17 protein-coding genes and 1 other annotated feature are annotated in these 22,240 nt (G+C 44.2%); of the genes, 10 read left to right on the top strand and 7 right to left on the bottom strand.

Annotation, left to right across the window (positions count from 1 at the left end):
* Positions 1-4 precede the first annotated feature (4 nt).
* Both IGJ42_RS14145 and IGJ42_RS14140 read left to right on the top strand, forming a co-directional pair.
* Positions 5-2,260, top strand: a complete 2,256-nt coding sequence (locus IGJ42_RS14145) for a glycoside hydrolase family 3 N-terminal domain-containing protein (protein ID WP_429946807.1) — start codon at positions 5-7, stop codon at positions 2,258-2,260.
* Positions 2,257-3,642 (top strand): glycoside hydrolase family 1 protein, encoded by a 1,386-nt coding sequence (locus IGJ42_RS14140; RefSeq protein ID WP_244732468.1) that lies wholly within the window; start codon positions 2,257-2,259, stop codon positions 3,640-3,642. The genes IGJ42_RS14145 and IGJ42_RS14140 overlap by 4 nt, the downstream gene beginning before the upstream one ends.
* A gap of 69 nt (positions 3,643-3,711) precedes the next feature.
* Here the strand turns inward: IGJ42_RS14140 and IGJ42_RS14135 are convergent, their stop codons facing one another.
* Positions 3,712-4,572: a MurR/RpiR family transcriptional regulator gene (locus tag IGJ42_RS14135; RefSeq protein WP_008379484.1), complete on the bottom strand. Its 861-nt coding sequence runs from the start codon at positions 4,570-4,572 to the stop codon at positions 3,712-3,714.
* Positions 4,573-4,788: 216 nt separating this feature from the next.
* Here IGJ42_RS14135 and rpsO point away from each other — a divergent pair, with 216 nt between their 5' ends.
* The 4 genes from rpsO (at position 4,789) to celB (ending at position 10,776) form a co-directional block, all read left to right on the top strand.
* On the top strand, positions 4,789-5,058 hold the full coding sequence (gene rpsO / locus IGJ42_RS14130) for a 30S ribosomal protein S15 (protein ID WP_005228072.1): 270 nt from the start codon (positions 4,789-4,791) through the stop codon (positions 5,056-5,058).
* A gap of 646 nt (positions 5,059-5,704) precedes the next feature.
* The gene (pnp, locus tag IGJ42_RS14125) at positions 5,705-7,822 is read left to right on the top strand and encodes a polyribonucleotide nucleotidyltransferase (protein WP_008379486.1); all 2,118 of its coding nucleotides are present in this window, start codon (positions 5,705-5,707) and stop codon (positions 7,820-7,822) included.
* 210 nt (positions 7,823-8,032) lie between these two features.
* A complete protein-coding gene (locus IGJ42_RS14120; protein WP_429946806.1) occupies positions 8,033-9,433 on the top strand; it encodes a glycoside hydrolase family 1 protein in 1,401 nt (466 codons plus the stop codon).
* A gap of 2 nt (positions 9,434-9,435) precedes the next feature.
* Complete coding sequence (celB, locus tag IGJ42_RS14115) at positions 9,436-10,776, top strand: PTS cellobiose transporter subunit IIC (protein ID WP_034872146.1); 1,341 nt, start codon at positions 9,436-9,438, stop codon at positions 10,774-10,776.
* A gap of 81 nt (positions 10,777-10,857) precedes the next feature.
* On the opposite strand, the gene IGJ42_RS14110 is transcribed toward celB, so the two are convergent.
* The 5 genes from IGJ42_RS14110 to mvk all read right to left on the bottom strand — a co-directional run bounded on the left by IGJ42_RS14110 (position 10,858) and on the right by mvk (position 17,154).
* Entirely contained in the window at positions 10,858-12,780 is a 1,923-nt protein-coding gene (locus IGJ42_RS14110) for a heavy metal translocating P-type ATPase (protein ID WP_221928391.1), read from the bottom strand.
* Positions 12,781-13,074: 294 nt separating this feature from the next.
* Positions 13,075-14,115, bottom strand: a complete 1,041-nt coding sequence (gene fni, locus IGJ42_RS14105; protein WP_430615768.1) for a type 2 isopentenyl-diphosphate Delta-isomerase — start codon at positions 14,113-14,115, stop codon at positions 13,075-13,077.
* The gene (locus IGJ42_RS14100) at positions 14,112-15,194 is read right to left on the bottom strand and encodes a phosphomevalonate kinase (RefSeq protein ID WP_005233792.1); all 1,083 of its coding nucleotides are present in this window, start codon (positions 15,192-15,194) and stop codon (positions 14,112-14,114) included. Before IGJ42_RS14100 ends, fni begins: the two co-directional genes overlap by 4 nt.
* Positions 15,195-15,230: 36 nt before the next feature.
* Entirely contained in the window at positions 15,231-16,229 is a 999-nt protein-coding gene (gene mvaD, locus IGJ42_RS14095; RefSeq protein WP_087664590.1) for a diphosphomevalonate decarboxylase, read from the bottom strand.
* Positions 16,222-17,154 (bottom strand): mevalonate kinase, encoded by a 933-nt coding sequence (gene mvk, locus IGJ42_RS14090; protein WP_176374300.1) that lies wholly within the window; start codon positions 17,152-17,154, stop codon positions 16,222-16,224. Before mvk ends, mvaD begins: the two co-directional genes overlap by 8 nt.
* 305 nt (positions 17,155-17,459) lie before the next feature.
* On the opposite strand from mvk, the gene IGJ42_RS14085 reads away from it, so the two are divergent.
* Together IGJ42_RS14085 and IGJ42_RS14080 are read left to right on the top strand one after the other, a co-directional pair.
* Positions 17,460-18,104 (top strand): deoxynucleoside kinase, encoded by a 645-nt coding sequence (locus tag IGJ42_RS14085; protein WP_429946803.1) that lies wholly within the window; start codon positions 17,460-17,462, stop codon positions 18,102-18,104.
* Positions 18,105-18,194: 90 nt separating this feature from the next.
* Complete coding sequence (locus IGJ42_RS14080) at positions 18,195-19,100, top strand: magnesium transporter CorA family protein (RefSeq protein ID WP_008379505.1); 906 nt, start codon at positions 18,195-18,197, stop codon at positions 19,098-19,100.
* Here IGJ42_RS14080 and IGJ42_RS14075 read toward each other — a convergent pair.
* Positions 19,097-19,732 carry a pentapeptide repeat-containing protein gene (locus IGJ42_RS14075; RefSeq protein ID WP_429946801.1) on the bottom strand — a complete coding sequence of 212 codons (636 nt, stop codon included), beginning with the start codon at positions 19,730-19,732 and terminating at the stop codon, positions 19,097-19,099. The two genes, IGJ42_RS14080 and IGJ42_RS14075, sit on opposite strands and share 4 nt — an antisense overlap.
* Before the next feature lie 332 nt (positions 19,733-20,064).
* On the opposite strand from IGJ42_RS14075, the gene nox reads away from it, so the two are divergent.
* Positions 20,065-21,399, top strand: coding sequence for a H2O-forming NADH oxidase (nox, locus tag IGJ42_RS14070; protein WP_061053308.1), 1,335 nt, complete (start codon positions 20,065-20,067; stop codon positions 21,397-21,399).
* A gap of 99 nt (positions 21,400-21,498) precedes the next feature.
* Positions 21,499-21,622, top strand: a sequence feature (ribosomal protein L20 leader region).
* 47 nt (positions 21,623-21,669) lie between these two features.
* Positions 21,670-22,191, top strand: coding sequence for a translation initiation factor IF-3 (gene infC, locus IGJ42_RS14065; protein ID WP_005228103.1), 522 nt, complete (start codon positions 21,670-21,672; stop codon positions 22,189-22,191).
* Positions 22,192-22,240: the final 49 nt, after the last annotated feature.

Genomic DNA, 22,240 nt, shown 5'->3' with positions numbered 1-22,240 from the left:
AGAAATGGAGAAGCATATGATTGAGACACTTTTACGGCAAATGACATTGAAAGAAAAAATCGGCCAGCTGAATCAGCGTCTGTATGGTTGGGAAGTTTACGAAAAAAACAATGGAAAAATTATTTTAACTGAAACCTTTAAAAAAGAAGTAGCTCGTTTTGGCAGTCTTGGCTGGATTTACGGCGTGTTTCGAGCTGATCCTTGGTCAGGTAGAAATCAGCAAACAGGCCTGACGACCACGGAGTCCTATGAGCTATCCCTTATGATTCAAACTTATTTGCAGGAGCACACTCGGCTGGGGATTCCGGCCCTTCTCAGTGAAGAGTGTCCTCACGGGCACCAAGGTTTAGAAGCGACGACGTTTCCGGTCAATTTTAGTGTTGGTTCTAGTTGGAATCCAGAGCTGTATCAAGCGGCCCAAACTATCACTGCTCAAGAGATTCGGGCAAAAGGAGCCCATGTTGGCTTGGTTTCCGCATTGGACATTGCTAGAGATCCGCGTTGGGGGCGAACTGAAGAATGTTTCAGTGAAGATCCGTTTTTAACCAGCAGCTTTACCAAAGCGGCCGTCAGAGGATTACAAGGATCAAAAACAACGATAGAAAAGCAGAACGTTTTAGCGGTATTGAAGCACTTTGCTGCCCAAGGTGCAGGAATTGGGGGACACAATGCAGGGCCAGTGGCAATCGGTGATCGGGAATTCCGCGAGATCCATCTGCCACCAATGAAAGCAGGGATTGCTGCTGGGGCCTTGGGGTGTATGGCTGCATACAATGATCTAGACGGTATCCCATGCCATGCCAATGCTTATTTGCTGCAAGATGTTTTACGAGAAGAAAGTGGCTTTACGGGAATTGTGATGGCCGATGGGTGTGGGCTGGATCGGATTGCTGACTGGCTGGGGAGCCACCCACAAGCGGCCGCCAAATCCTTGACCAGCGGTGTGGATGTTAGTTTATGGGATGAAGTTTTCCCAGTGTTAGAAGAAGCTGTCCTTGAGGGGCTACTTGCGGAAACGGCGATCGATGATGCAGTCCGTCGTGTGCTTCTTTTGAAAGAAAAACTTGGCTTGTTTAAAGAAGCAACGCCCCGTGTTTCATTGCCCCGTAAAGAAAAGGCGCAACAAGTTGCCTTGAAATTGGCGGAGGAATCGATTGTTTTACTAGAGAACAATGGTATTTTGCCTTTGAAGAAAACGCGACAAAAGATTGCCGTCATCGGTCCTCACGTTAAACAGCTCTATCATCAGCTAGGGGATTATACGCCATTCAAGGAAGAAACAACATGTACGACCCTTTGGGAAGGTTTGACCAGTTTAAGTACGCATCAAGCTAACTTCTTCTACGAGAAAGGCTGCGAAATCTCTAGTGGCACACTGGCTCAACGAAGGCAAGCCTGTCAGATTGCAGAAAAAGCGGATGTCGTCTTAGTGACGATCGGCGGCTCCAGTGCCCGTGATTTCACAACGGATTTTGACAAAAACGGTGCCGCCTTAAGGGGATCTCAGGAAATGACCAGTGGAGAAAATATCGACTTGGCTACCCTCGATTTGCCGCAATGCCAGTTGGATTTACTGTTTGCGTTGAAGAAGAGTAAAAAGCCGCTGATTGGGATCGTGATTTCCGGTCGACCGCATTGCTTAGCTCCTTTGCAAGACTTGTTCGATGGGGTGCTTTACGCTGGCTATCCCGGCCAATATGGAGGGGAAGCGATTGCTCGGATTCTTTTTGGTGAAACGGTACCTAGTGGGAAATTAGCAGTTTCTATTCCTGATACAGTTGGACAACTGCCTGTCTGTTATAATTATCGAAACACAGCGTTTCAAAAAGACTACCTCGATCAAAAAGGCGCACCAGTATATTCTTTTGGTTATGGTCTTAGTTATGCCTCTTTTATTTGCAGCTCGGTTTCGGCTGAATATGCAGGGGAAGGCATTATCGTCAGTGGCACACTTGAAAATCATTCTACTGTGTCTGGTAAAGAAGTGGTCCAATGCTATCTAAAAGAGTATACAAAAGCATATGTGCCGAGGAAAAAAGTCTTATGCGGCTTTCAAAAAGTATGGGTGCCTAGTCAAGGACAAGCAACTTTTCAACTCGTGATCGGTGAAGCATCATTGCAGCAGCTGGCAATTTCCTTGGAAGAAACAACATCGTTTTGTCTGGAAGTCGAAACAGCAGGTCAGCAGTATCGATTTGTATTTCAACGGTCCAACCCTGACCGCACGTGGCAGGTAATTCAGAAAGGAGCAAAAGAATGATTCAATTTCCAAAAAACTTTTTATGGGGAGCGGCCGCGTCAGCACCGCAAACCGAGGGGGCCGCAGTGGTTGACGGCAAAAGTCCCTCTACATGGGACAAATGGTTTGAGTTGGAGCCGTCACGCTTTTACGATGGTGTCGGACCAAGCGACACCTCAAATACCTACTATCAATACCGGGAAGACGTAGCAAACATGAAGGCCATGAACTTGAATTCCTATCGGACATCGATTGCATGGACCCGCTTATTACCAGATGGAAAAACATTGAATCAGACGGCAGTCCGGTTTTATCGGGCATATTTTCAGGAAATGCTGGATCAAGGCATCGAACCGATCATTAATTTGTTTCATTTTGACATGCCTTGGTGGCTGATGGAAAAAGGAGGTTGGGAGGCGCGGGAATCCGTGGACCATTTTGCATTTTATGCAAAAACTGCTTTTGAACAATTTGGCGATTTAGTGAAAAAATGGGCGACCTTTAATGAACCATTGGTGCATATTGAATGTGGGTATTACGGAGATGCTCATTGGCCGCAAGTGCGTGATTTCAAGCGGGCAATTCAAGTTGGTTATCATACCTTGTTAGCCCATGCGAAGGCAGTTGCTGAGTTTCGTAAAATCGCACTTCCTGATGGAGAAATCTGTATCATCTTGAATTTGTCACCTGTTTATCCAAAAAGTCAAGAAGCGGCTGATCGAGAAGCCGCTGAATGGGCAGATCTCTTGTATATTCGCAGTTTTTTGGACTGTGTCGTTTATGGACAATTTCCAGAAAAGCTAACGAGCTTATTCAAGGAGCATCAATTGTCCCCTGAATATGAAGCAACAGATGCGGAAATTTTTCGTGAAAATACCGTAGATTTTATTGGTTGCAATTATTATCAACCGTTGCGGATCCAAGCACCACTTCCGCAGAAGGCAGCATCCGGTCCCTTTGAGCCACGTCAGTTATTTCGTGGGTACGATTGGCCAGAGAAAAAAATCAATCCTCATCGCGGCTGGGAAATCTATCCAGAAGGGATTTACGATATCGCGATGCGTCTAAAGAATGACTATCAAAACATGCCATGGTTTGTTTCCGAAAATGGCATGGGGGTATCTGAGGAAGAACGGTTCATGGACGCCACGGGGCAGGTCAATGATACGTATCGGATCGCCTTTGTTGAAGACCATTTGCGTCAGCTGCATCATGCAATCGAAGACGGGTCTCCTTGTTTCGGTTACCATATGTGGACCTTTATGGATTGCTGGAGCTGGTTGAATGCATATAAAAACCGTTATGGGTTTTATCGAGTGGATTTGAAAAATGACTTCAAGCGTTATCCCAAAGCGTCCAGTTTTTGGTTGGCAGAAGTAGCTGCCAAGAATGCCCTTGATTGATCAAAGTGTCCTTAGAAGAAAAAATACCGCAGGAAAACTTTCCTGCGGACTTCTTTGGCTATGAATATTTTATAAATACTTCTCACGAAAATCGGCAATGGCTTGGCGTGAGGCATAGATATTGCGTGCCAGCTTTTCATTCTTGCTTAAAAAGACATAGAAAAGGACATCGACCGCCAATAGGTGGGCGATAATCGAATTCGTAGCAGCACTACGTTGGTTGGCTTCTTTGGAACGGGACACTTGCAGGGGAACATCCGCCAACTTTGTTAACGGATTACTGCCAAATCGGGTGAGTGACAGAATCGGGACGCCAAGATTTTTAACGATTTCTGCTAAGTGAACCATCTCAGGCGTGTGTCCACTGTTGGAAATGACCCAGAGGAGACTTTTTTTCTCGTTTTTGACGAGTTGCGGCAACAAGAGATTGTAGTCATTTTCAAACACGACGATTTTGCCTAAACGGGTCCATTTTTGTTGGATATCTTGTGCGATCAATGAAGAAGCACCGATCCCGCAGACAAAGATTCGCTCACGAGTCGCGATCAGTTCAGCGGCAGCCAACATCAGCTGTTCTTCTAACAATTGGGCCGTCTCATTCATAGTCACCTGTGCATTGTGGCTTAATTTAGATGTGATGGCATGAAAGGGCTCATTTAATTCAACATCGGCATAGCCCAAGTTTTCATTGGCATTTTGGCGCAAGCCGGATTCCGCAGATAATTGTATTTTTAAATCTGTCAAACTAGCAAAGCCGGTTTTTTTCGCAAAGCGTACGACAGTCGGCGCACTGATCCCAGTGGCTTCTGCTAATTGACTCGCAGTCATCGACGGCACTTTTTCAGGATTGGCCTCCATGAATGCGAAGAGTTTCTTCTCAGAAAGCGATAATTCATTTTTCATGCTCTCGATTCGGGAAAGAACGCTCATCCTTACACTTCCTTTAGATAGAGTAGTATCCTAAGTATAACATAAGTTTTGGAGGAGCTTTCAAAAGAAACGAAAAGAATAGGTAGATAAACTTGCTTTTTTCCTTAGAATCAAGTAAAGTAATTACGTGTGAAAAGCACAGTACCTGTTACTTGGTTTAACGAATCACCAACGTTTTACTCAGTCGCAGGGGAAAAAGAAAAAGAGGTGAAAAACATGGCAATTTCAAAAGAACGCAAAAACGAAATCATCAACAAATTTGCACGTCATGAAGGAGATACTGGTTCTCCAGAAGTTCAAATCGCTGTTTTAACAGAAGAAATCAACCATTTGAACGAACATGCACGTATGCACAAAAAAGACCACCATTCATACCGTGGGTTGATGAAAAAAGTTGGACATCGTCGTAACTTATTAGCTTACCTACGTCAAAAAGACGTACAACGTTACCGCGAATTAATCCAAGCTTTAGGATTACGTCGTTAATCAAACAAAGAAAAGTGAGGTTCAACCCGAATCTCACTTTTTTGCTATGAATCACTGCGACTGGGCGGCGCAAGCCGCACAGAGCAGATGATGAATAGTACTAGGCGAGGGAAACGAGCGTAGTGACCAAGCAGCGGAATCACTGCGACTGAGCGGCGCAAGCCGCACAGAGCAGATGATGAATAGTACTAGGCGAGGGAAACGAGCGTAGTGACCAAGCAGCGGAATCACTGCGACTGAGCGGCGCAAGCCGCACAGAGCAGATGATGAAACCTACTAGGCGAGAGCAGCGAGCGTAGTGACCAAGCAGCGGAATCACTGCGACTGGGCGGCGCAAGCTGTACAGAGCAGATGATGAAACCTACTAGGCGAGAGCAGCGAGCGTAGTGACCAAGCAGCGGAATCACTGCGACTGCAGTGTCGGCTAAAACAGCTGATGCAGTCTGACAGGTGATCTCGAGCCATCTAAAAAGTGAAACACCGAAAGAGCGGCCTTTTGACTGGTGAATCAAAAAGCGCAGCTAAAAAGAATTTTGGGTCCTTGTAAGCAGCATCCTACTAACCAAATGAAAGCAGCGGAACGACATTCCGATTTTTTCATTTGTTTAGTAGTGACTTGCTGGGATCCGATGAAAAGGAGCAGAACATGACAGAAAAACAAGTATTCAAAACAACTTGGGGCGGCCGCCCATTAGAAGTAGAAGTTGGCCAATTAGCCAAACAAGCAAACGGAGCTGTATTGGTTCGTTATGGCGATACGGTTGTCCTAAGTGCAGCGGTTGCATCTAAGGAAGCAAAAGATACCGACTTTTTCCCATTAACAATCAATTACGAAGAAAAAATGTATGCCGTAGGGAAAGTACCTGGTGGCTTTATCAAACGGGAAGGACGTCCAAGTACGGAAGCAACCTTGACTGCCCGCTTGATCGATCGTCCGATCCGTCCAATGTTTGCGGAAGGTTTCCGTAACGAAGTACAAGTAACAAACATCGTAATGAGTGTTGAGCAAGATTGTACGCCAGCAATGGCGGCAATGTTAGGTTCTTCTTTAGCATTGTCTATTTCAGATATCCCGTTTGACGGACCGATCGCTGGTGTTGATGTTGGTCGGGTCAATGGTGAGTACGTCTTGAATCCAACAGTAGAACAAGCAGAACAAACTGATATCGAATTGACAGTAGCTGGAACGAAAAAAGCCATCAACATGGTTGAATCAGGCGCGAAGGAAGTTTCTGAAGAAGACATGTTAGGTGCGTTATTATTCGGTTTTGATGCTATCCAAGAATTGGTTGCCTTCCAAGAAGAAGTTGTCGCAGCTGTGGGCAAACCAAAAATGGAAGTCAAATTGTTACAAGTAGATGCTGACTTGAAAAAAGAAATTTTCGACGGCTACTACCAAACAATGAAAACTGCTGTTATGACTGAAGAAAAATTGGCTCGTGAAGACGAGATCGATAAAGTCAAAGACACAGTGAAAGAAGTGTATGCAGAAAAATTTGCTGGACATGAAGAGGAAGCACAATTCTTGAAAGAAGTGAAACAAATCGCGGAAGATCTTGAAAAAGATGTGGTTCGCGAATTGATTACTATCGACAAGATTCGTCCGGATGGTCGTCAATTAGACGAAATCCGTCCACTGGCATCAGAAGTTGGCTTATTGCCACGTGTTCATGGTTCTGGTCTATTTACTCGGGGACAAACCCAAGCATTGTCCGCTTGTACGTTAGCACCTTTAGGAGAACACCAAATCATTGATGGATTAGGGGTTGAAGAATCAAAACGATTCATCCACCATTACAACTTCCCTCAATTTTCTGTTGGTTCGACTGGTCGTGCCGGCTCACCAGGACGTCGTGAAATCGGTCATGGTGCATTAGGCGAACGTGCCTTAGCACAAGTGATTCCTGATGAAACAGACTTCCCTTACACAATCCGTCTCGTTGCAGAAGTATTAGAATCAAATGGTTCTTCTTCTCAAGCAAGTATCTGTGCAGGAACCTTAGCATTGATGGATGCAGGGGTGCCAATCAAAGCACCAGTTGCAGGTATCGCAATGGGACTTGTATCTGATGGTGAAAACTACACGATCTTAACTGATATTCAAGGCTTAGAAGATCACCTTGGCGATATGGACTTTAAAGTTGCTGGAACCAAAGATGGGATCACTGCGTTACAAATGGATATCAAGATTCAAGGAATCACTGAACAAATCTTGACAGAAGCATTAGATCAAGCGAAAAAAGCACGGATGGAAATCTTAAATGAATTGACATCAACATTGGCTGCTCCTCGTGAAGAGTTAAGCCAATACGCACCGAAGATCGAAATGATCCAAATCGATCCTGCGAAGATCAAAGATGTAATCGGTAAAGGCGGCGACACCATCAATGGCATCATTGATGAAACTGGCGTGAAAATCGATATTGATCAAGACGGAAAAGTTTCGATTGCTTCTGCTGATGCAGAAATGATCCAAAAAGCTATCAAGATCATTGAAGAATTGACGAAAGAAGTAAAAGTTGGCGAAGTGTACCTTGGGAAAGTTGTCCGTGTTGAAAAATTCGGCGCGTTTGTCAACTTAATCAAAGGCAAAGACGGCTTAGTTCACATTTCACAACTTGCGAACGAACGGGTCAACAAAGTAGAAGACGTTGTCAAAGAAGGCGACGAAATCTTAGTGAAGGTCACAGAAATCGACAAACAAGGCCGTGTGAACCTTTCAAGAAAAGCACTATTGAACGAAGATAAAGCAGAGCAAAAATAAGCTGCTACTTCTAAATCATAAGCAAAGTCTAGGAAACTGGACTTTGCTTTTTTTGTGTCTAAGTAGCACATCTTCAAAAGGGTCTTACTTGACAGGAGTTATTTTTTGCGTTACCGCGAAAAATAAGAGATAATTCAGAATATTGTCTTTGCCATGCAAGCAATAATTCTAAGATGTTAAACGCATCTTATTTAGGATAAGGAGTACGATATGAAACAAACATTTCCAACTGATTTTTTATGGGGAGCATCGATTTCCGCTCACCAAACCGAAGGAGCGTATCAAACCGATGGCAAGGGACTGAGTGTCCAAGATACTCGTCCAAGAGACAACCACAAGATCGCGGATTTTACTGTGGCTGTCGACCATTACCACCAGTACAAAGAGGATATCGCCTTGTTAGCAGAAATGGGGATCAAAATTTTCCGCTTTTCGATCGCTTGGTCGCGAATTTTTCCAGAAGGGCGCGGTACTATTAATCAAAAAGGCTTGGATCATTACAGCGATGTCATTGATGAATTGCTGAAACACGGCATTCAGCCCTTTGTAACGTTGAACCATTTTGACTTGCCGCAAGCATTGGAAGACGAAGGCGGCTGGACAAAACGCAGCACCGTTGAGGCATTTGCCGCATACGCCAAAACGCTGTTTACAGCCTATGGGGATCGAGTGACGCACTGGCTGACGATCAATGAACCAAATATCATGCTGCTGGTGGATCAAAAAATATTAGGGAAAAAGATTCCATTATCAGAAAAATACCAGCAATTTCATCACCTGATGATCGCTGAAAAATATGCTTTCGAAGCGTGTCATGAAATCGTACCGAATGGCAAAATCGGACCGGCCCCAAATATTTCCTTGGTCTATGCGGCGACTAGTCGACCAGAAGACAACCAAGCAGCGTTGTATTTCAACAGTGTCCGGAACTGGGCGTACCTTGATTTCGCCTGCTTCGGTCGTTACAATACGGTCTTTCAAGATTATTTGAACCAAAATGGGCTCACGATTGACTTTGGTCCGGAGGATAAGGCGTTGATGGAACGGGTTAAGCCTGACTTTGTCGCGATGAACTTCTACACCACAGTGACAGTGGAGCAGCCGACGGAAGCTGGGGACATGAAGAACGGTATCAGCGATCAGCAAAGTGAAGACATTATGGAGCGTGGTTTTTACAAAGGGTTCACCAATACGTTCTTGAAGAAAAATGCCTTCAATTGGACCATCGATCCCTTGGGGCTGAAAACGACGTTGCAAACACTTTATGATCGTTACCACTTACCGATCATCATTACCGAAAACGGCTTAGGGGCCGAAGACCATCTAGAAGCAGATGGCACGGTTCATGATCCGTACCGCATCGACTATTTATCGCAGCATATCAGCCAATGCTTAGCCGCGATCAATGCTGGGGTGGATCTGATCGGATACAGTCCGTGGTCTGCCATTGATTTGATCAGTGTACATGAGGGGATTCGAAAACGGTATGGCTTCATTTACGTGGATCGCAATGATGCACAGGAAAAAGAACAAAAACGAGTGAGAAAAGACAGCTTTTATTGGTATCAAAAGCTGATTGAAGAAGGGGCGATCCCTTCGTTGGAGGAGTAACGATGACAAGTGTTTTTACCTTTTTAGAAACGCGTTTGATGCCGCCTTTGAATAAGTTGGCGAATTTACGCTTTATTCGCGCAATCATGCAAGCAGGGATCATTACGGTCCCTTTTACGATCGTCGGATCGATTTTTTTAATCATCAATAATTTACCACAAATCATTCCACCACTGGCTGGCTTTTTTGAACAAACGATTTTACGATTTTCACCACTTTATAGTGTCGTAACTACCATGTCTGTTGGCTCGATTGCTGTTTTTTATTGTTTAGCAACAGGGTATTATTTAACTGAGATTTATCATAAAGAAGAGCATTTGACTATGAGCAGTTTTGTAGGGGCGTTATTAAGTTTGTTTGCCTTTTTAATGACGATCGTCCAAGTCGATATCACAGATGGTGCGGCACAATTGCTGCAGTCAGAAAGCGAAACCGCCATTGTTTATAATGGGGTCGCTTTAGGCGGTTGGATCACTCGCTTCAGTGGAGTAGGGATCTTCATCGGGATTATCACTGCAGTACTTGCTACGTCAGTCTATCGTTTTTGTGTAAAAAGAAAGATCACCATCCAGATGCCTGAAGGAGTTCCCGATGGAGTCAGCAAAGCATTTGCGTCATTGATCCCAGCGATTTTGATTGCCTTTTTGATGGTGGCGATCAATGGAGTACTGGCGGTTTTCCACACGGATCTTCACGGATTGCTATCCAAACCATTTGAATTCGTGAAGGAGTTGACGGGTTCTTGGTTAGGAATCATCGTGATTATGCTCCTTATCCACCTCTTATGGGCAGTGGGGGTTCATGGGACGGCAGTTATTAAAAATAGTTTCATCAATCCCATCCTATTGGTGGCTCTAACTGAAAATATCGATGGTGCCAATAATATTTTTGCTGGGGATTTTGTGAACATGTATATTTTTATGGGCGGCGCAGGAAGTACACTTGGATTGGTTTTATTGATGCTGTTTGTGGCAAAATCACAACAGCTCAAAGTCTTAGGAAAAGCAGCGATCTTACCGGGGCTTTTTAACATCAATGAACCAGTGATCTTCGGGGCACCGATCGTCTACAATCCGTATTTGATCATCCCCTTTATCGTAACACCTTTGATCAACGTGACGATTGCTTACTTTGCTAGCTCGTTTGGCTTTGTCGATAAAGTCATTACGGGAATTCCCTGGATTTCACCGGTGGGCATAGGGGCGTTTTTAGGAACCGGCGGTGATTTCCGAGCCATCCTGATCGCTTTGATCAACTTAGGGGTTTCCATTCTCTGCTATTATCCATTCTTTAAGATGTACGATGGCAAACTCTACACGGAACAACTTGCCAATCAAGCATAAGTAGAAAAAACAGCAAAACGCCCGTTGATGGACTTCTAGTGAAGTGCCAACAATGGGCGTTTTTGCTAGTGCAGATAGTGGTCACGTATGCAAAGACTGTTGATACAAGACACAATCATCGCAATCTTTGCGGGTTGGTTTGGCTTGCTGAGGTGTTTCTTTGTGTAATGGCAAAAGCATACGCAATCCGTTTAAGATAACTAAGATCGTGCTTCCTTCATGACCCACGACCCCTAGAGGTAGCGTGAGAAATTCAAGGAAGTTTGAAGCGATCAGCAACAAGATGACACTGATAGAAAAGACGATGTTTTGTTTGATGATCCGCTGTAATTTCTTAGCCAAACGGTGACTGTCGACCAAGCGCAGCAAATCATTTTTCATCAAGACGATGTCCGCCACATCCATTGCGACGTCGGTTCCTTCGCCCATAGCGATCCCTACACTTGCGGTCGCTAAGGCGGGGGCATCATTGATCCCATCACCGACCATCGCATTGATTTGGTAGGTTTCTTTCATTTCTTTGATCCGAGTGGTTTTCTCATCAGGCAGGCAATCACTTTCGTAGTCAGACAAGCCGATTTCTGCGGCGATCACTTTAGCAGTACCTAAATGATCACCCGTCAGCATCGTCGTGTGAATTCCTTGCTTATTGAAGTAGGCAAGACTCTCACGAGCTTCAGGACGGGGCTGATCCAATAGTGCTAAATACCCTGCTAATACACGGTCTCGATTGATATAAATCAAGGTTTTTCCGGCTGCTTTCAATTCTTGGATGCGGGTTTGCTCACTGGCAGCAACAGAGGTTAAATCGACTTCTTTTCCAATCGTCCAATGGGCAGCTTGGTAAGTGGCGGCTAGACCGATCCCCGCTTGTTCTTCCACGGCTAATTCCAATGGCTTTTCATCGTGAAAATACGCCAAGATCGCTTCAGCCAATGGGTGATTTGATTGTTTTTCCATCCCGACGATCAGTTGGGGAATAAAGGGTTCATCCAGCAACAGATGAACATCAGTGACAGCAGGTTTGCCTCGAGTCAGCGTTCCGGTTTTGTCAAAAGCGATCGCTTTGACATTGGCAAAGGCATCCAAGGCTTGTCCGCCTTTGCATAAAACGCCCAAACGAGCAGCGTGAGAAATGGCTGCTAACGTCGCAGGAGTAGCAGAGGCGACTAAGGCACAAGGGGATGCCACTACTAGTAAGACCATGCCACGATAAAAACTTTCTTGGAACCCCCAATTCGTGAAAAACGTACACAAAACGATCATTAGTGGGACGGCGATCAGGACGATCGGCACATAGATCCGTTCGATTTTTTCGATCAGGGTCGCCGTTTGACTTGGCATTTGCTGCGCTTCTTCCACCAATTGAATGATTTTTGCAAAGCGGGTGTTTTCACTCGTTTGAGTAACTTCAATGTACAATGGCTGCCCAAGGTTGATGGTTCCCCCAAAGACTTCACTGCCTAAACGTTTCTCGACAGGAATGGATTCGCCACTGATGGCCGCCTCATCGACACTGCTGGTTCCTTGGATCACGATACCGTCGATCGGGATCGCACTGCCTTTTGCCACCATAATCGTATCTTTTAACTGAAGGGCTTCTACTGGTACTTCGACGAGCTCCCCAGATTCAATCATTTTTAAGGCAGTCGTTGGTTGCAGTGCCATTAATGAACTAATTTCTCGCGTACTTTTGTTGGTCGTATATTCCTCAAGGGCACCGCTCAAACAAAAGATAAAGGTCAGCATCGCCCCTTCAAACCAATGGCCAATGATACAGGCACCAATGGCGGCTAACGCCATCAGTAGATCGACGTTCAACCGTTTGTCGTGCACCAATTCTTGCGTGCCTTCCCAGGTTTGTTTCCAACCCCCGGCAAGAATCGCTAATAGATAAGGGACAAAGCTATAAGGAATGGAAAAAGATGCCATAAGAAAGCCAGTTGCCATCAATAGCAAACAAGCAATCGTTGAAAAAACAGCCGACGATTCGGATTTACTCATAAGAAACGCCTCCTTTTGAATGTAGTCTAGGAATGAAAAAACCGATCCTTTTCTCAAGAAACAATCGATTGTTCCTCCCTCAACTTGAGCATAGCACATTCGAAAACAAGATGGTAAAAAAACAACGTACCTGATAATGAAAGTGATTATCAAGTAGCGATTAAATAACGCTACTATCCAAATGATAAATGGAAACTCACTATTATAGAAAAAAGAACACAAAAAAAGCAGCACAATAAAAAACGAATTGTACTGCTTTTACTTATTTGATGTGGTAGTCAGCGATTGGATCTCTCAACGCAAACTATACTTTGCTAAGGGAATTTGACGTGCTTCACACCACTCTTTGACAGCGCCAGAAAAAATCAGCTGAACCTTGGTGAGGTCTTTAGTGCTTGTCTGTCCTGCCATTGTGTAGAGCATCTGCAGCTGTTCCTTCCATGATTGTAAGGTGACGATGGTTTCTTCTTTGCCTTTTGACAAAAGCAGCACGAGGATCGTGGCGGATAGTCCTACACTATCCGCACCAAGGCAAAGTGCTTTGAAGATATCGTAAGCATCCCGAACGCCGCCTGAAGCGATGCGGGTAAAGGGCTGTTGGATCTCATTTGCTTCCAGCAAGGAAATCACGGTGGATTGACCAAAGGTGTCTAAATACGCCAATTCACGTTTTTTTCGACGAGCATTTTCGATTTGAGTAAAACTTGTGCCGCCGCTGCCAGCAACATCAATCGTTTGTACGCCGATCGCCAGTAACTGCTGAATCGTTTCACGGGACATCCCAAAGCCGACTTCTTTGACGACAACAGGAACGGCAACGGAAGCAATCGTTTTTTCCAATAAGGACAGCCATTGGCTAAATTGACGATCGCCTTCGGGCATCACTAATTCTTGTGGTGCATTAAGATGGATCTGCAAGGCGTCGGCGCCAAACAGTTCTACTGCCCGTTGTGCATTTTCAATGGGACTGCCCGCACCAATATTGGCTAATAAGAAGCCGTCAGGATTGGCTTTGCGGACGATGCGGAAAGAATCGGCGACACTTGGGTCTTTTAAGGCAGCCGAAACGGAGCCGGTTGCCATCATCAAATCACAGGCTTGCGCGATCTCTGCTAACTCTTGATTGATTTTTAAGGTTTTTTCACTGCCGCCTGTCATGGCATTGATGAAAAAAGGGCTGGAAAATGAGCGGTCAAAGACAGTCGTCGTAATTGCCACATCAGCCACGTCAATTTGCGGAAAGGACTGGTGGACCAAGCGAACTGCATCAAAATCGTTGCTGTGTTCTTTATGGAACGCTTTTGCTAAGGAAACATGTTCATCTTTTCGATTCATGATAGGTCCTCCCGGTAATGGTAAACATGCAGCGGCAAGGGGGTGATCTCGGCTTTTTCCCACGCACTCATCAATGGTAAAATACCGGTTTTCTGGTCAACGATCACGATGCCGCAATCGCCACCGCCGGCACCGGAAGATTTGGCTGCACCACAATAATTTTCTGCTAGATCACAAAGCTTTTTAAGTGCGGGGGTTTCAATCGGTACACCAGTTAGTGCGGACAACTCCCGCAGGAGCTTTCGATTTTCCGTGATCATTTTTTTGATCGTGCGACTGTCTTCATTTAAGAAGCCGTCGATCAATCGATTGACGCAGTCTTTGCTGGCTGCTAAAAAGGCAGCATAGGCGTTTTCTTTTTCTTCTTTGGATTGATAGACTTGATCCACTAAATCAGAGGTGGAGGCAGGAGAGCCTGTCCAACCAATCAATAGTCGAAGCGATTTCGGAACCGTCAAGGGACGGATCGATAATCCTGGCCAATCGAAAGCGATCAATTCTGTTAAGGTATGGTCCTTTTGTTTGGCTAAGACCCAGTCGTGATCGAAGGTTGAAAAAGCGATCCAGCCGCCATAACAAGAGGCCGCAATATCACCGCACGACCCATTGCCTTGAACAGCGAGATGGGCAAGAGCCGCAATTTTGAATTGGGTCAACCGATCCATTTCCATTTGATAGTACAGATTCAATGCTTTGACCGTGGCAACAGTCACGGCACCGCTGGAACCGAGGCCATATTTGCGACCATTCGAGTTATCCAGTTCACTGGTCACTTTTAAATCGTAAAAGGAAAGGGGGATGCCTTTTTCTTGGGCATATTTTTCCGTCAGACGAATGGCTGCCAAAATATAGTGGAAAGGATTATCCCGATGGTCTAAGACTAATTCGCCTTTGCGACGCGTCCAGCGAATCGGCAGGTCGCTGTATTGGGCAGACTGGATGCTGCCGTTTTTACGGGCCTCTTCCACATTGACTGTAATAAATTGGTCAACGGCAACGATGATTGCAGGATGACCAGGTTCGACAACGGCGTATTCACCAGCAATAAATAGTTTTCCGGGAACGGATAGTTCAATCATTTCGACACTCCTAATCGATGGCTTCTTAATGGCTTCTTAGTTGATGGCAGAAGATTCTTCCACCGGTAAAAAGGCTAATCCTTTACCCGCGTGAGCAGTTACTAATTGTTCTGAGGCAAAGTGAGCACTTAATTCACGTAAAATCGTTTGTTCTTCTTGTTTTTGGCATAAAACTTTGACATTGGGACCAGCATCCATCGTGAAATAGCAAGCCAATCCTTTTTTTCGCAGCATTCGGACACATTCCATGGCTCGTAAAGATTCAGAAGACCAATAAGTAAAAGGTGGTTCGGCGGCTAAGGTCGTTCCATGCATTTTCAAGGCGTTGGCCTCGGTCGTTTCACCTAAAGCAGTAAAGTCTTTCTCGGCAATCGCTTGTTTCATTTTCACGAGATCAGTTGCGGTGGCAGTAAGCCAACCCGGATAAAAACTCGAGGTTTCAACGGTTCGACGCATCCCCTCACGACTGGAAACTTCTTTGGCTTGTGCGTTGATCAAAATAAAGATCATACTCAATTCTTCTTCCCAGCCATTCGACGGCACTTGCGTGGCAAAAGAAGTCTCATCGGTGCCTTGATGCCATTCAGCAAAGCCGCCGTAGATACTCCGACACGCCGAACCAGAACCGCGACGGGCCAAACGGGATAACTCTTGCTCCGACAAGTTTAAGTCCAGTGCTTCACTACAGGCACCCGCCAATGCCGCTAATCCACTGGCAGAAGAGGCAAGTCCGGCAGCGGTTGGAACAAAATTTTGACTTTCCACCGTGGCATACCACGGGCAGTCCGCTTTTTTTCGTACCAGATCCAAAAAGTCCGCAACTTTTTTTGTGGCAGCGTCTGTTTGAACCACGCCATCCAATGTAAAGCGATCTTGCGTAAAATCGGGTGAAAAAGCCACCGTTGTTTCTGTGTAAAAAGCATCGAGGGTCAGGGACAAACTATTGTTCATCGGTAAAATGAAAGTTTCATCTTGTTTTCCCCAATACTTGATCAATGCGATATTCGTGTAGGCGCGAGCCTTTCCCTTATACATGTTCATAAACTCCTAATCCTTGTATCCATGCCGCACGAGCGCCATTGGACAATAAAATACGGCTGATGTTCTCAGCCTGTTCCTTCGTTTTGGTTAGTGCGATCATACAGCCGCCCCGGCCCCCGCCGGTCAGCTTTGCCCCGTAAGCACCGTGTGCCAACGCTAAGGAAACCAACTGATCCAGTTGCTGATTGCTGACCCCTAGCTGCTGCAGGGCCTGATGGGCGTTGTTCATGCTTTCACCTAATACTTCTAATTGATTGGCTATGATGGCCTCTTTAGCTTTTTTGGTTTCGATCCCTAAACGCTGGATTGCTTGACTAGCCAGCTGCTTGCTGGTTTCAAAAAGATGGGCGACACTTTTGACTGCTTCTCTCGTTTGCCCTTTGATTCCAGTATCAGCGACGAGCAAATAACCGTCGATCGTGAGGGGAAACGAAGTGATGGGATGCCCTTTGATAAAGTAAATGGCATCTGTCCCACTGGCTGCCGCAGCATCGATCCCGCTAGGATTGCCATGAGCGATTTTTTCAGAAAAGTTGACATAGGTCATCAATTCTTCTTTTGTAAAGTCTTTTTTGATCCAATCAAAAAAAGCGCGAGTCAGTGCAACAGCGACCGCCGCGCTAGAACCCATTCCCCGTTCAGAAGGGATAGTGCTGACGATGGAGGTTGCAAAAGGACCCGTGTGGAAGTCTTGTTGCAGACGATGCAGCAAGTCTTTGACATTTTTTAAGTGGTTGGGGACTTCTTCAAGCAGACCGTGATAGTAACTTGAAATCAAGGTGTTTGTTTCATTTGCTGTGATCTCGACTTGTACTTTTGCTCCCGCAAAAGGGAAAGCAATTGCTGGTTCACCGTAAACAACTGAATGTTCACCCATTAAGATGATTTTTCCTGTAGCTATGCCAGTACCAATTGACATTATTTTCCTCATTTCTCTAGGGAGCTTACCCCACATGATTCATTTATCGTTTGTCAGTCAATTGTAACTATCTCCTGACAAAAACACAATTTAATTAAAGATCCTTTCCTATTTTACTAGAAGAAGGCTCTTTCGTTAAGCATTCCGTATGAGATTTCAAAAAAAAGCAAAAATCTTTAAACTTTTATTGAAAAAATTCTTGATCTGTGCTTCAAAAGTTTCAGTTGACGGCACAAGATATAGTGTTGTATAGTTGATATCGCAAATGCAACATACAATATTTAGTGATGAGTGAGTTGGGGGATATGAGCGTGATCGTATTAGCAGGAACGATTGGTGCCGGTAAATCAAGTTTGACCGCATTGATCGCCAATCATTTTGGCAGTCAAGCCTTTTATGAATCGATCGATGACAATGAAGTATTACCATTATTTTATGCAGATCCAAATAAATATGCGTTTTTACTGCAAATCTATTTCTTAAATAAACGATTTGAAAGTATCAAGCAAGCCATGAAAGACGACAATAACGTCCTGGACCGTTCCATTTATGAGGATTCACTGTTGTTCCATTTAAATGCGGACCTTGGGCGAGCGACCGATACCGAGGTCAAAGTCTATGATGAATTGTTAGCCAATATGTTAGAAGAGCTGCCGTATGCAGCTCACAAAAAGCATCCAGATCTTTTGGTGCATATTCGCGTTTCTTTTGAAACGATGCTCAAGCGTATTGAAAAACGTGGGCGGGAATATGAGCAGTTGACCTTTGATCCTTCGTTATACGACTATTACAAAGAGTTGAACAAACGCTACGATCAATGGTACGAAGAGTACAATGAGAGTCCAAAGATCCAGATCGATGGCGATCAATTCAATTTTGTCGAAGACCCGCAAGCGGCACAGGCCGTTTTAACGATGGTGGAAGAGGCCTTGAAAGACGCCCGTAAATAAGTAATAGCCGATACAGCCAGGAAAGTCCTTTGATTGGGCTTCTGGCTGTTTTCTTTTATAATAGAAGAAAGCAAGAGTGGAGGATGGATTGTGGAAAACAAACATGTCTTTTATGACGGAAACTATGAATGGATTCAAGTCGACCAACAAGACGCAAAAAGCGTGATGGCACTGCAAAAACAATATCATTTGTCTGACGAGATGCTTACGTACTCTTTAGATAAAAACGAACGCGCGCGGGTCGAATATGATGCCGAAGAGGAAGCATTGCTGCTGGTTTTCAATGTACCTCAGCAAGAAAAGCGTGAAAATCATTTTGAGACCAGCCCGATGACGTTTATTTTAAAAAGGAAGCAACTCTTTACTTTTGCATCCCACAATACCCGTTATGTGATTCCAATGATGGAGCGCTTGATCCTGCAAAACCCGCTGCAAACGCCCATTCATTTTTTGTTTCAAAGCTTGTTCTTGATTTCTGGCACGTTTTTTCCGTTAGTCGAAGAAGTCAATAGTGAGCGGATTCGCTTGAATCAGCGACTACGGGAAAAAACAACCAATAAAAACTTACTGCAAATGTCTGATTTGGAAGTTGGACTGGTTTTTTTAGTGTCTGCCACGAAACAAAATGCGGTCCTCTTGGAGCAAATCAAAGCATTATCCATTTATCGTTTGATGGATGATGATGAGCGGGAACAACTGGATGATGCCTTGATCGAAGCCAAACAGGCAGTGGAAATGACCCAACTGGCATTCCAAATTTTGGAACAATTATCTGGTACCTACAATAATCTTTTAAACAATAACTTGAATGATACCATGAAGTTTTTGACCGTTTGGTCCCTCTTATTGACTGTGCCTTCCATCGTCACCAGTTTCTTTGGCATGAATGTTCCGCTGCCTTTTACCAATAGTATTTTCGGTTGGGGTATTGCCTTGTTGATCAGTTTAGTGTTATCCGTCTGGATGTTGATTGCTTTATGGCGCAGAATTCGTTAGTCGATCACCAAACCTAGACCGGCGGCGATGACCAAGGCTTGTTCTTGATCGACTGTTAGTCCTCGCAAGTGTTCAAAGGACAACGCGATCTTTTGAAATTGATTGGTCCGAAAATCTAAAGTTGCTAATTTTGTGTGAAACCAGTTGCTATTGTTCAACTGGTTTTCTTGTAGCGTCAAGTGTTTCCAATCCATCTCATAAAACTCACTGTCGTTTAGTTGGCACTGACGAAACAGCATCGTCCGTAAATTGGTATTGCTAAAAGAAGCAAAGTTTGCCACGCAATCTTCAAAGGTACAGTCACGGAAATAGCTTTCCGCAAAATTCGTACCAGTCAATTTACACTGTTTAAAGTGAACGCGATGAAAGCTGGCACCAAAACATTCCAGATTAGAAAAATCGCAGTTCTCAAAGAGGACATTTTGACATTCCCATTGACTCAAGCGTGTTTTTTGCATCGTCACTTTCTTGAAATGACATTGCTTCAAGATAAGGTTTTTGCAAGTATCATAGCTATAATCACCGTCTTCGAACAACCCACCTTCGAAAAGCAGTTCTTCTTCTAAATAAAAATCCTGTGGCTCTAATGCCGACAATAAGGGCGGTAGTGGCAATACGATTTTTTTCTTCATCAAGATCCCATCCTGTATGTTTTTCTCTCAGTATAACACGGCGAATCGATGCCGCGATAGTTACGAAAAAGCGGTGGGGTATTGTGAAATTTATTCAATCGGTTTGCAGAATGCTTTTATAACAAGGAAAACCTTTGATTTTTAATACATATTTTTTCACAATCTTTTTACTTGCAAGACGAAAATAATTTTGATATAGAAACTTAATCCGCTGAAAGTGACGTATATCAACGAAAAACTGTCACAAATTTTTAAAATCGCGAAAAAGTTGATAGTTTTCAAATTCACAAGCGAGCTATAATGACAATGTAAACAAAAGGAGGAAATTTTCCATGACAAAAACAGTTATTATCGGTGCAAACCACGCGGGGATTGCTGCTGCCAATACACTATTAGATAACTACAAAGACCAAGAGGTCGTAATGATCGACCGTAATACAAACTTAAGCTACCTAGGTTGTGGGACTGCTTTATGGGTTGGACGTCAAATCGATTCATACGAAGGCTTGTTCTATACAAAACGTGAAGATTTTGAAGCAAAAGGTGCAAAAATTCATATGGAAACAGTGGTTGACCATATCGATTTTGAGAAAAAAGAAGTGCACGCTGTAACCAATGACGGTGAAACGATCGTTGAATCTTATGACAAAGTTGTCATCGCAACTGGTTCTGTGCCAATTTCACCAAAAGTACCTGGACGTGATTTGAAAAACATCCATTTCTTGAAAAAATTCCAAGATGGACAAACGGTTGATAAAGAGTTAGCCTCAGAAGACGTGAAAAACGTTGCCGTTATCGGTGCTGGTTACATCGGTGTTGAAATTGCTGAAGCAGCAAAACGCCGTGGTAAAAATGTGTTGCTTTTTGATGCAGCGACACGGGCATTGCCAAACTACTACGACAAATGGTTCACAGAAGATATGGACAAAAACTTAGCTGACAATGGTATTGAATTGCATTTCGGTGAATTAGCACGTGAATACAAAGGAACAGAGAAAGTAGAAGCAGTTGTAACAGACAACGGCGAATACCCAGTTGATCTAGTGATCAATGCGATCGGTTTCTTACCAAACAATGAGCTAGGCAAAGATCATTTGGAATTGTTTGCTAACGGCGCGTACTTAGTGGACCGCCATCAACGGACAAGCGATGCAGATGTTTACGCAGTCGGTGACTGTGCAACGGTGTACTCAAATGCTTTGCAACAAACCACTTATATCGCATTAGCAACGAATGCCGTACGTTCAGGGATCGTCGCTGCCCATAATATCGGCGGAACTTCTTTAGAATCAACAGGTGTTCAAGGATCAAACGGGATTTCGATCTTCGGCTACAACATGGTTTCAACTGGCTTGTCAGTCGAAGCTGCCGAACGTAATGGCATGAAAGTGAAATACTCTGATTACGAAGATACCCAAAAACCAGGCTTCATGAAAGAAAATGCGACGGTTAAAATCCGCATCGTCTATGAAGAAGAATCACGCCGCATCGTTGGTGCACAAATGGCATCACGAACATCTGAAATCGCAATGGGCATCCACATGTTCTCACTAGCGATCGAAGAAGGCGTAACGATCGACAAGATGAAGCTATTAGATATCTTCTTCTTGCCTCACTTCAATCAACCATACAACTACATCACGATGGCTGCGTTGAAAGCAGAATAAGAAACACGAAAGTCGGAGCGTATGCTCCGGCTTTTTTTTGAAACAATCATGAAAACTGTTGACAATAAGAGGAAAAAGCAGTATACTATAAAAGTTGAGAAATAAAAGCAGAAGCACCCGCTTCTCGCCTGAGTGAAGATATCGCTGGGCAGAATAGGATTCCTACCATTTATTTGTGTGGAGTACGTGCGGGTTCGTGAAGAACTCGTTTTTTTATTGTCTGATTTCGAATCGACAAGCTTTTCTTTCTCTCAAAAAACTCGGAGGTGAATGACCATAGCAAAGGATATGATGGTAAACGACGGCATTCGTGCACGTGAATTGCGTTTGATTGATCAAAACGGCGAACAACTTGGTGTAAAGAGTAAAGCTGAAGCATTGCAAATTGCAGAACGAGCAAACCTTGATGTGGTATTGGTGGCACCAAATGCTAAGCCGCCAGTAGCAAGAATTATGGATTACGGGAAATTCCGCTTTGAGCAACAGAAAAAAGACCGTGAAGCTCGTAAGAAACAAAAAGTAATCAACATTAAAGAGGTTCGTTTAAGTCCAACGATCGACGTCAATGATTTCAACACAAAATTGCGTAATGCACGTAAATTCCTTGAAAAAGGGGACAAAGTGAAAGCTTCGATCCGTTTCAAAGGCCGTGCCATTACCCATAAAGAAATTGGTCAGAAAGTGTTAGATCGTTTGGCGGAAGAAACTGCTGATTTGGCAACTGTTGAGCAAAAGCCAAAAATGGATGGCCGCAGTATGTTCTTAGTATTAGCACCAAAAAACGATAAATAATGACTAACTGAGTTTCAGTTTAAAGTCAGATAACGAAAGATTTTGAGGA

This window comes from Enterococcus sp. DIV1067f, from assembly GCF_050543505.1.
GTDB lineage: Bacteria > Bacillota > Bacilli > Lactobacillales > Enterococcaceae > Enterococcus_D > Enterococcus_D entomosocium.
This window is presented reverse-complemented; position numbering and strand designations above follow the sequence as displayed.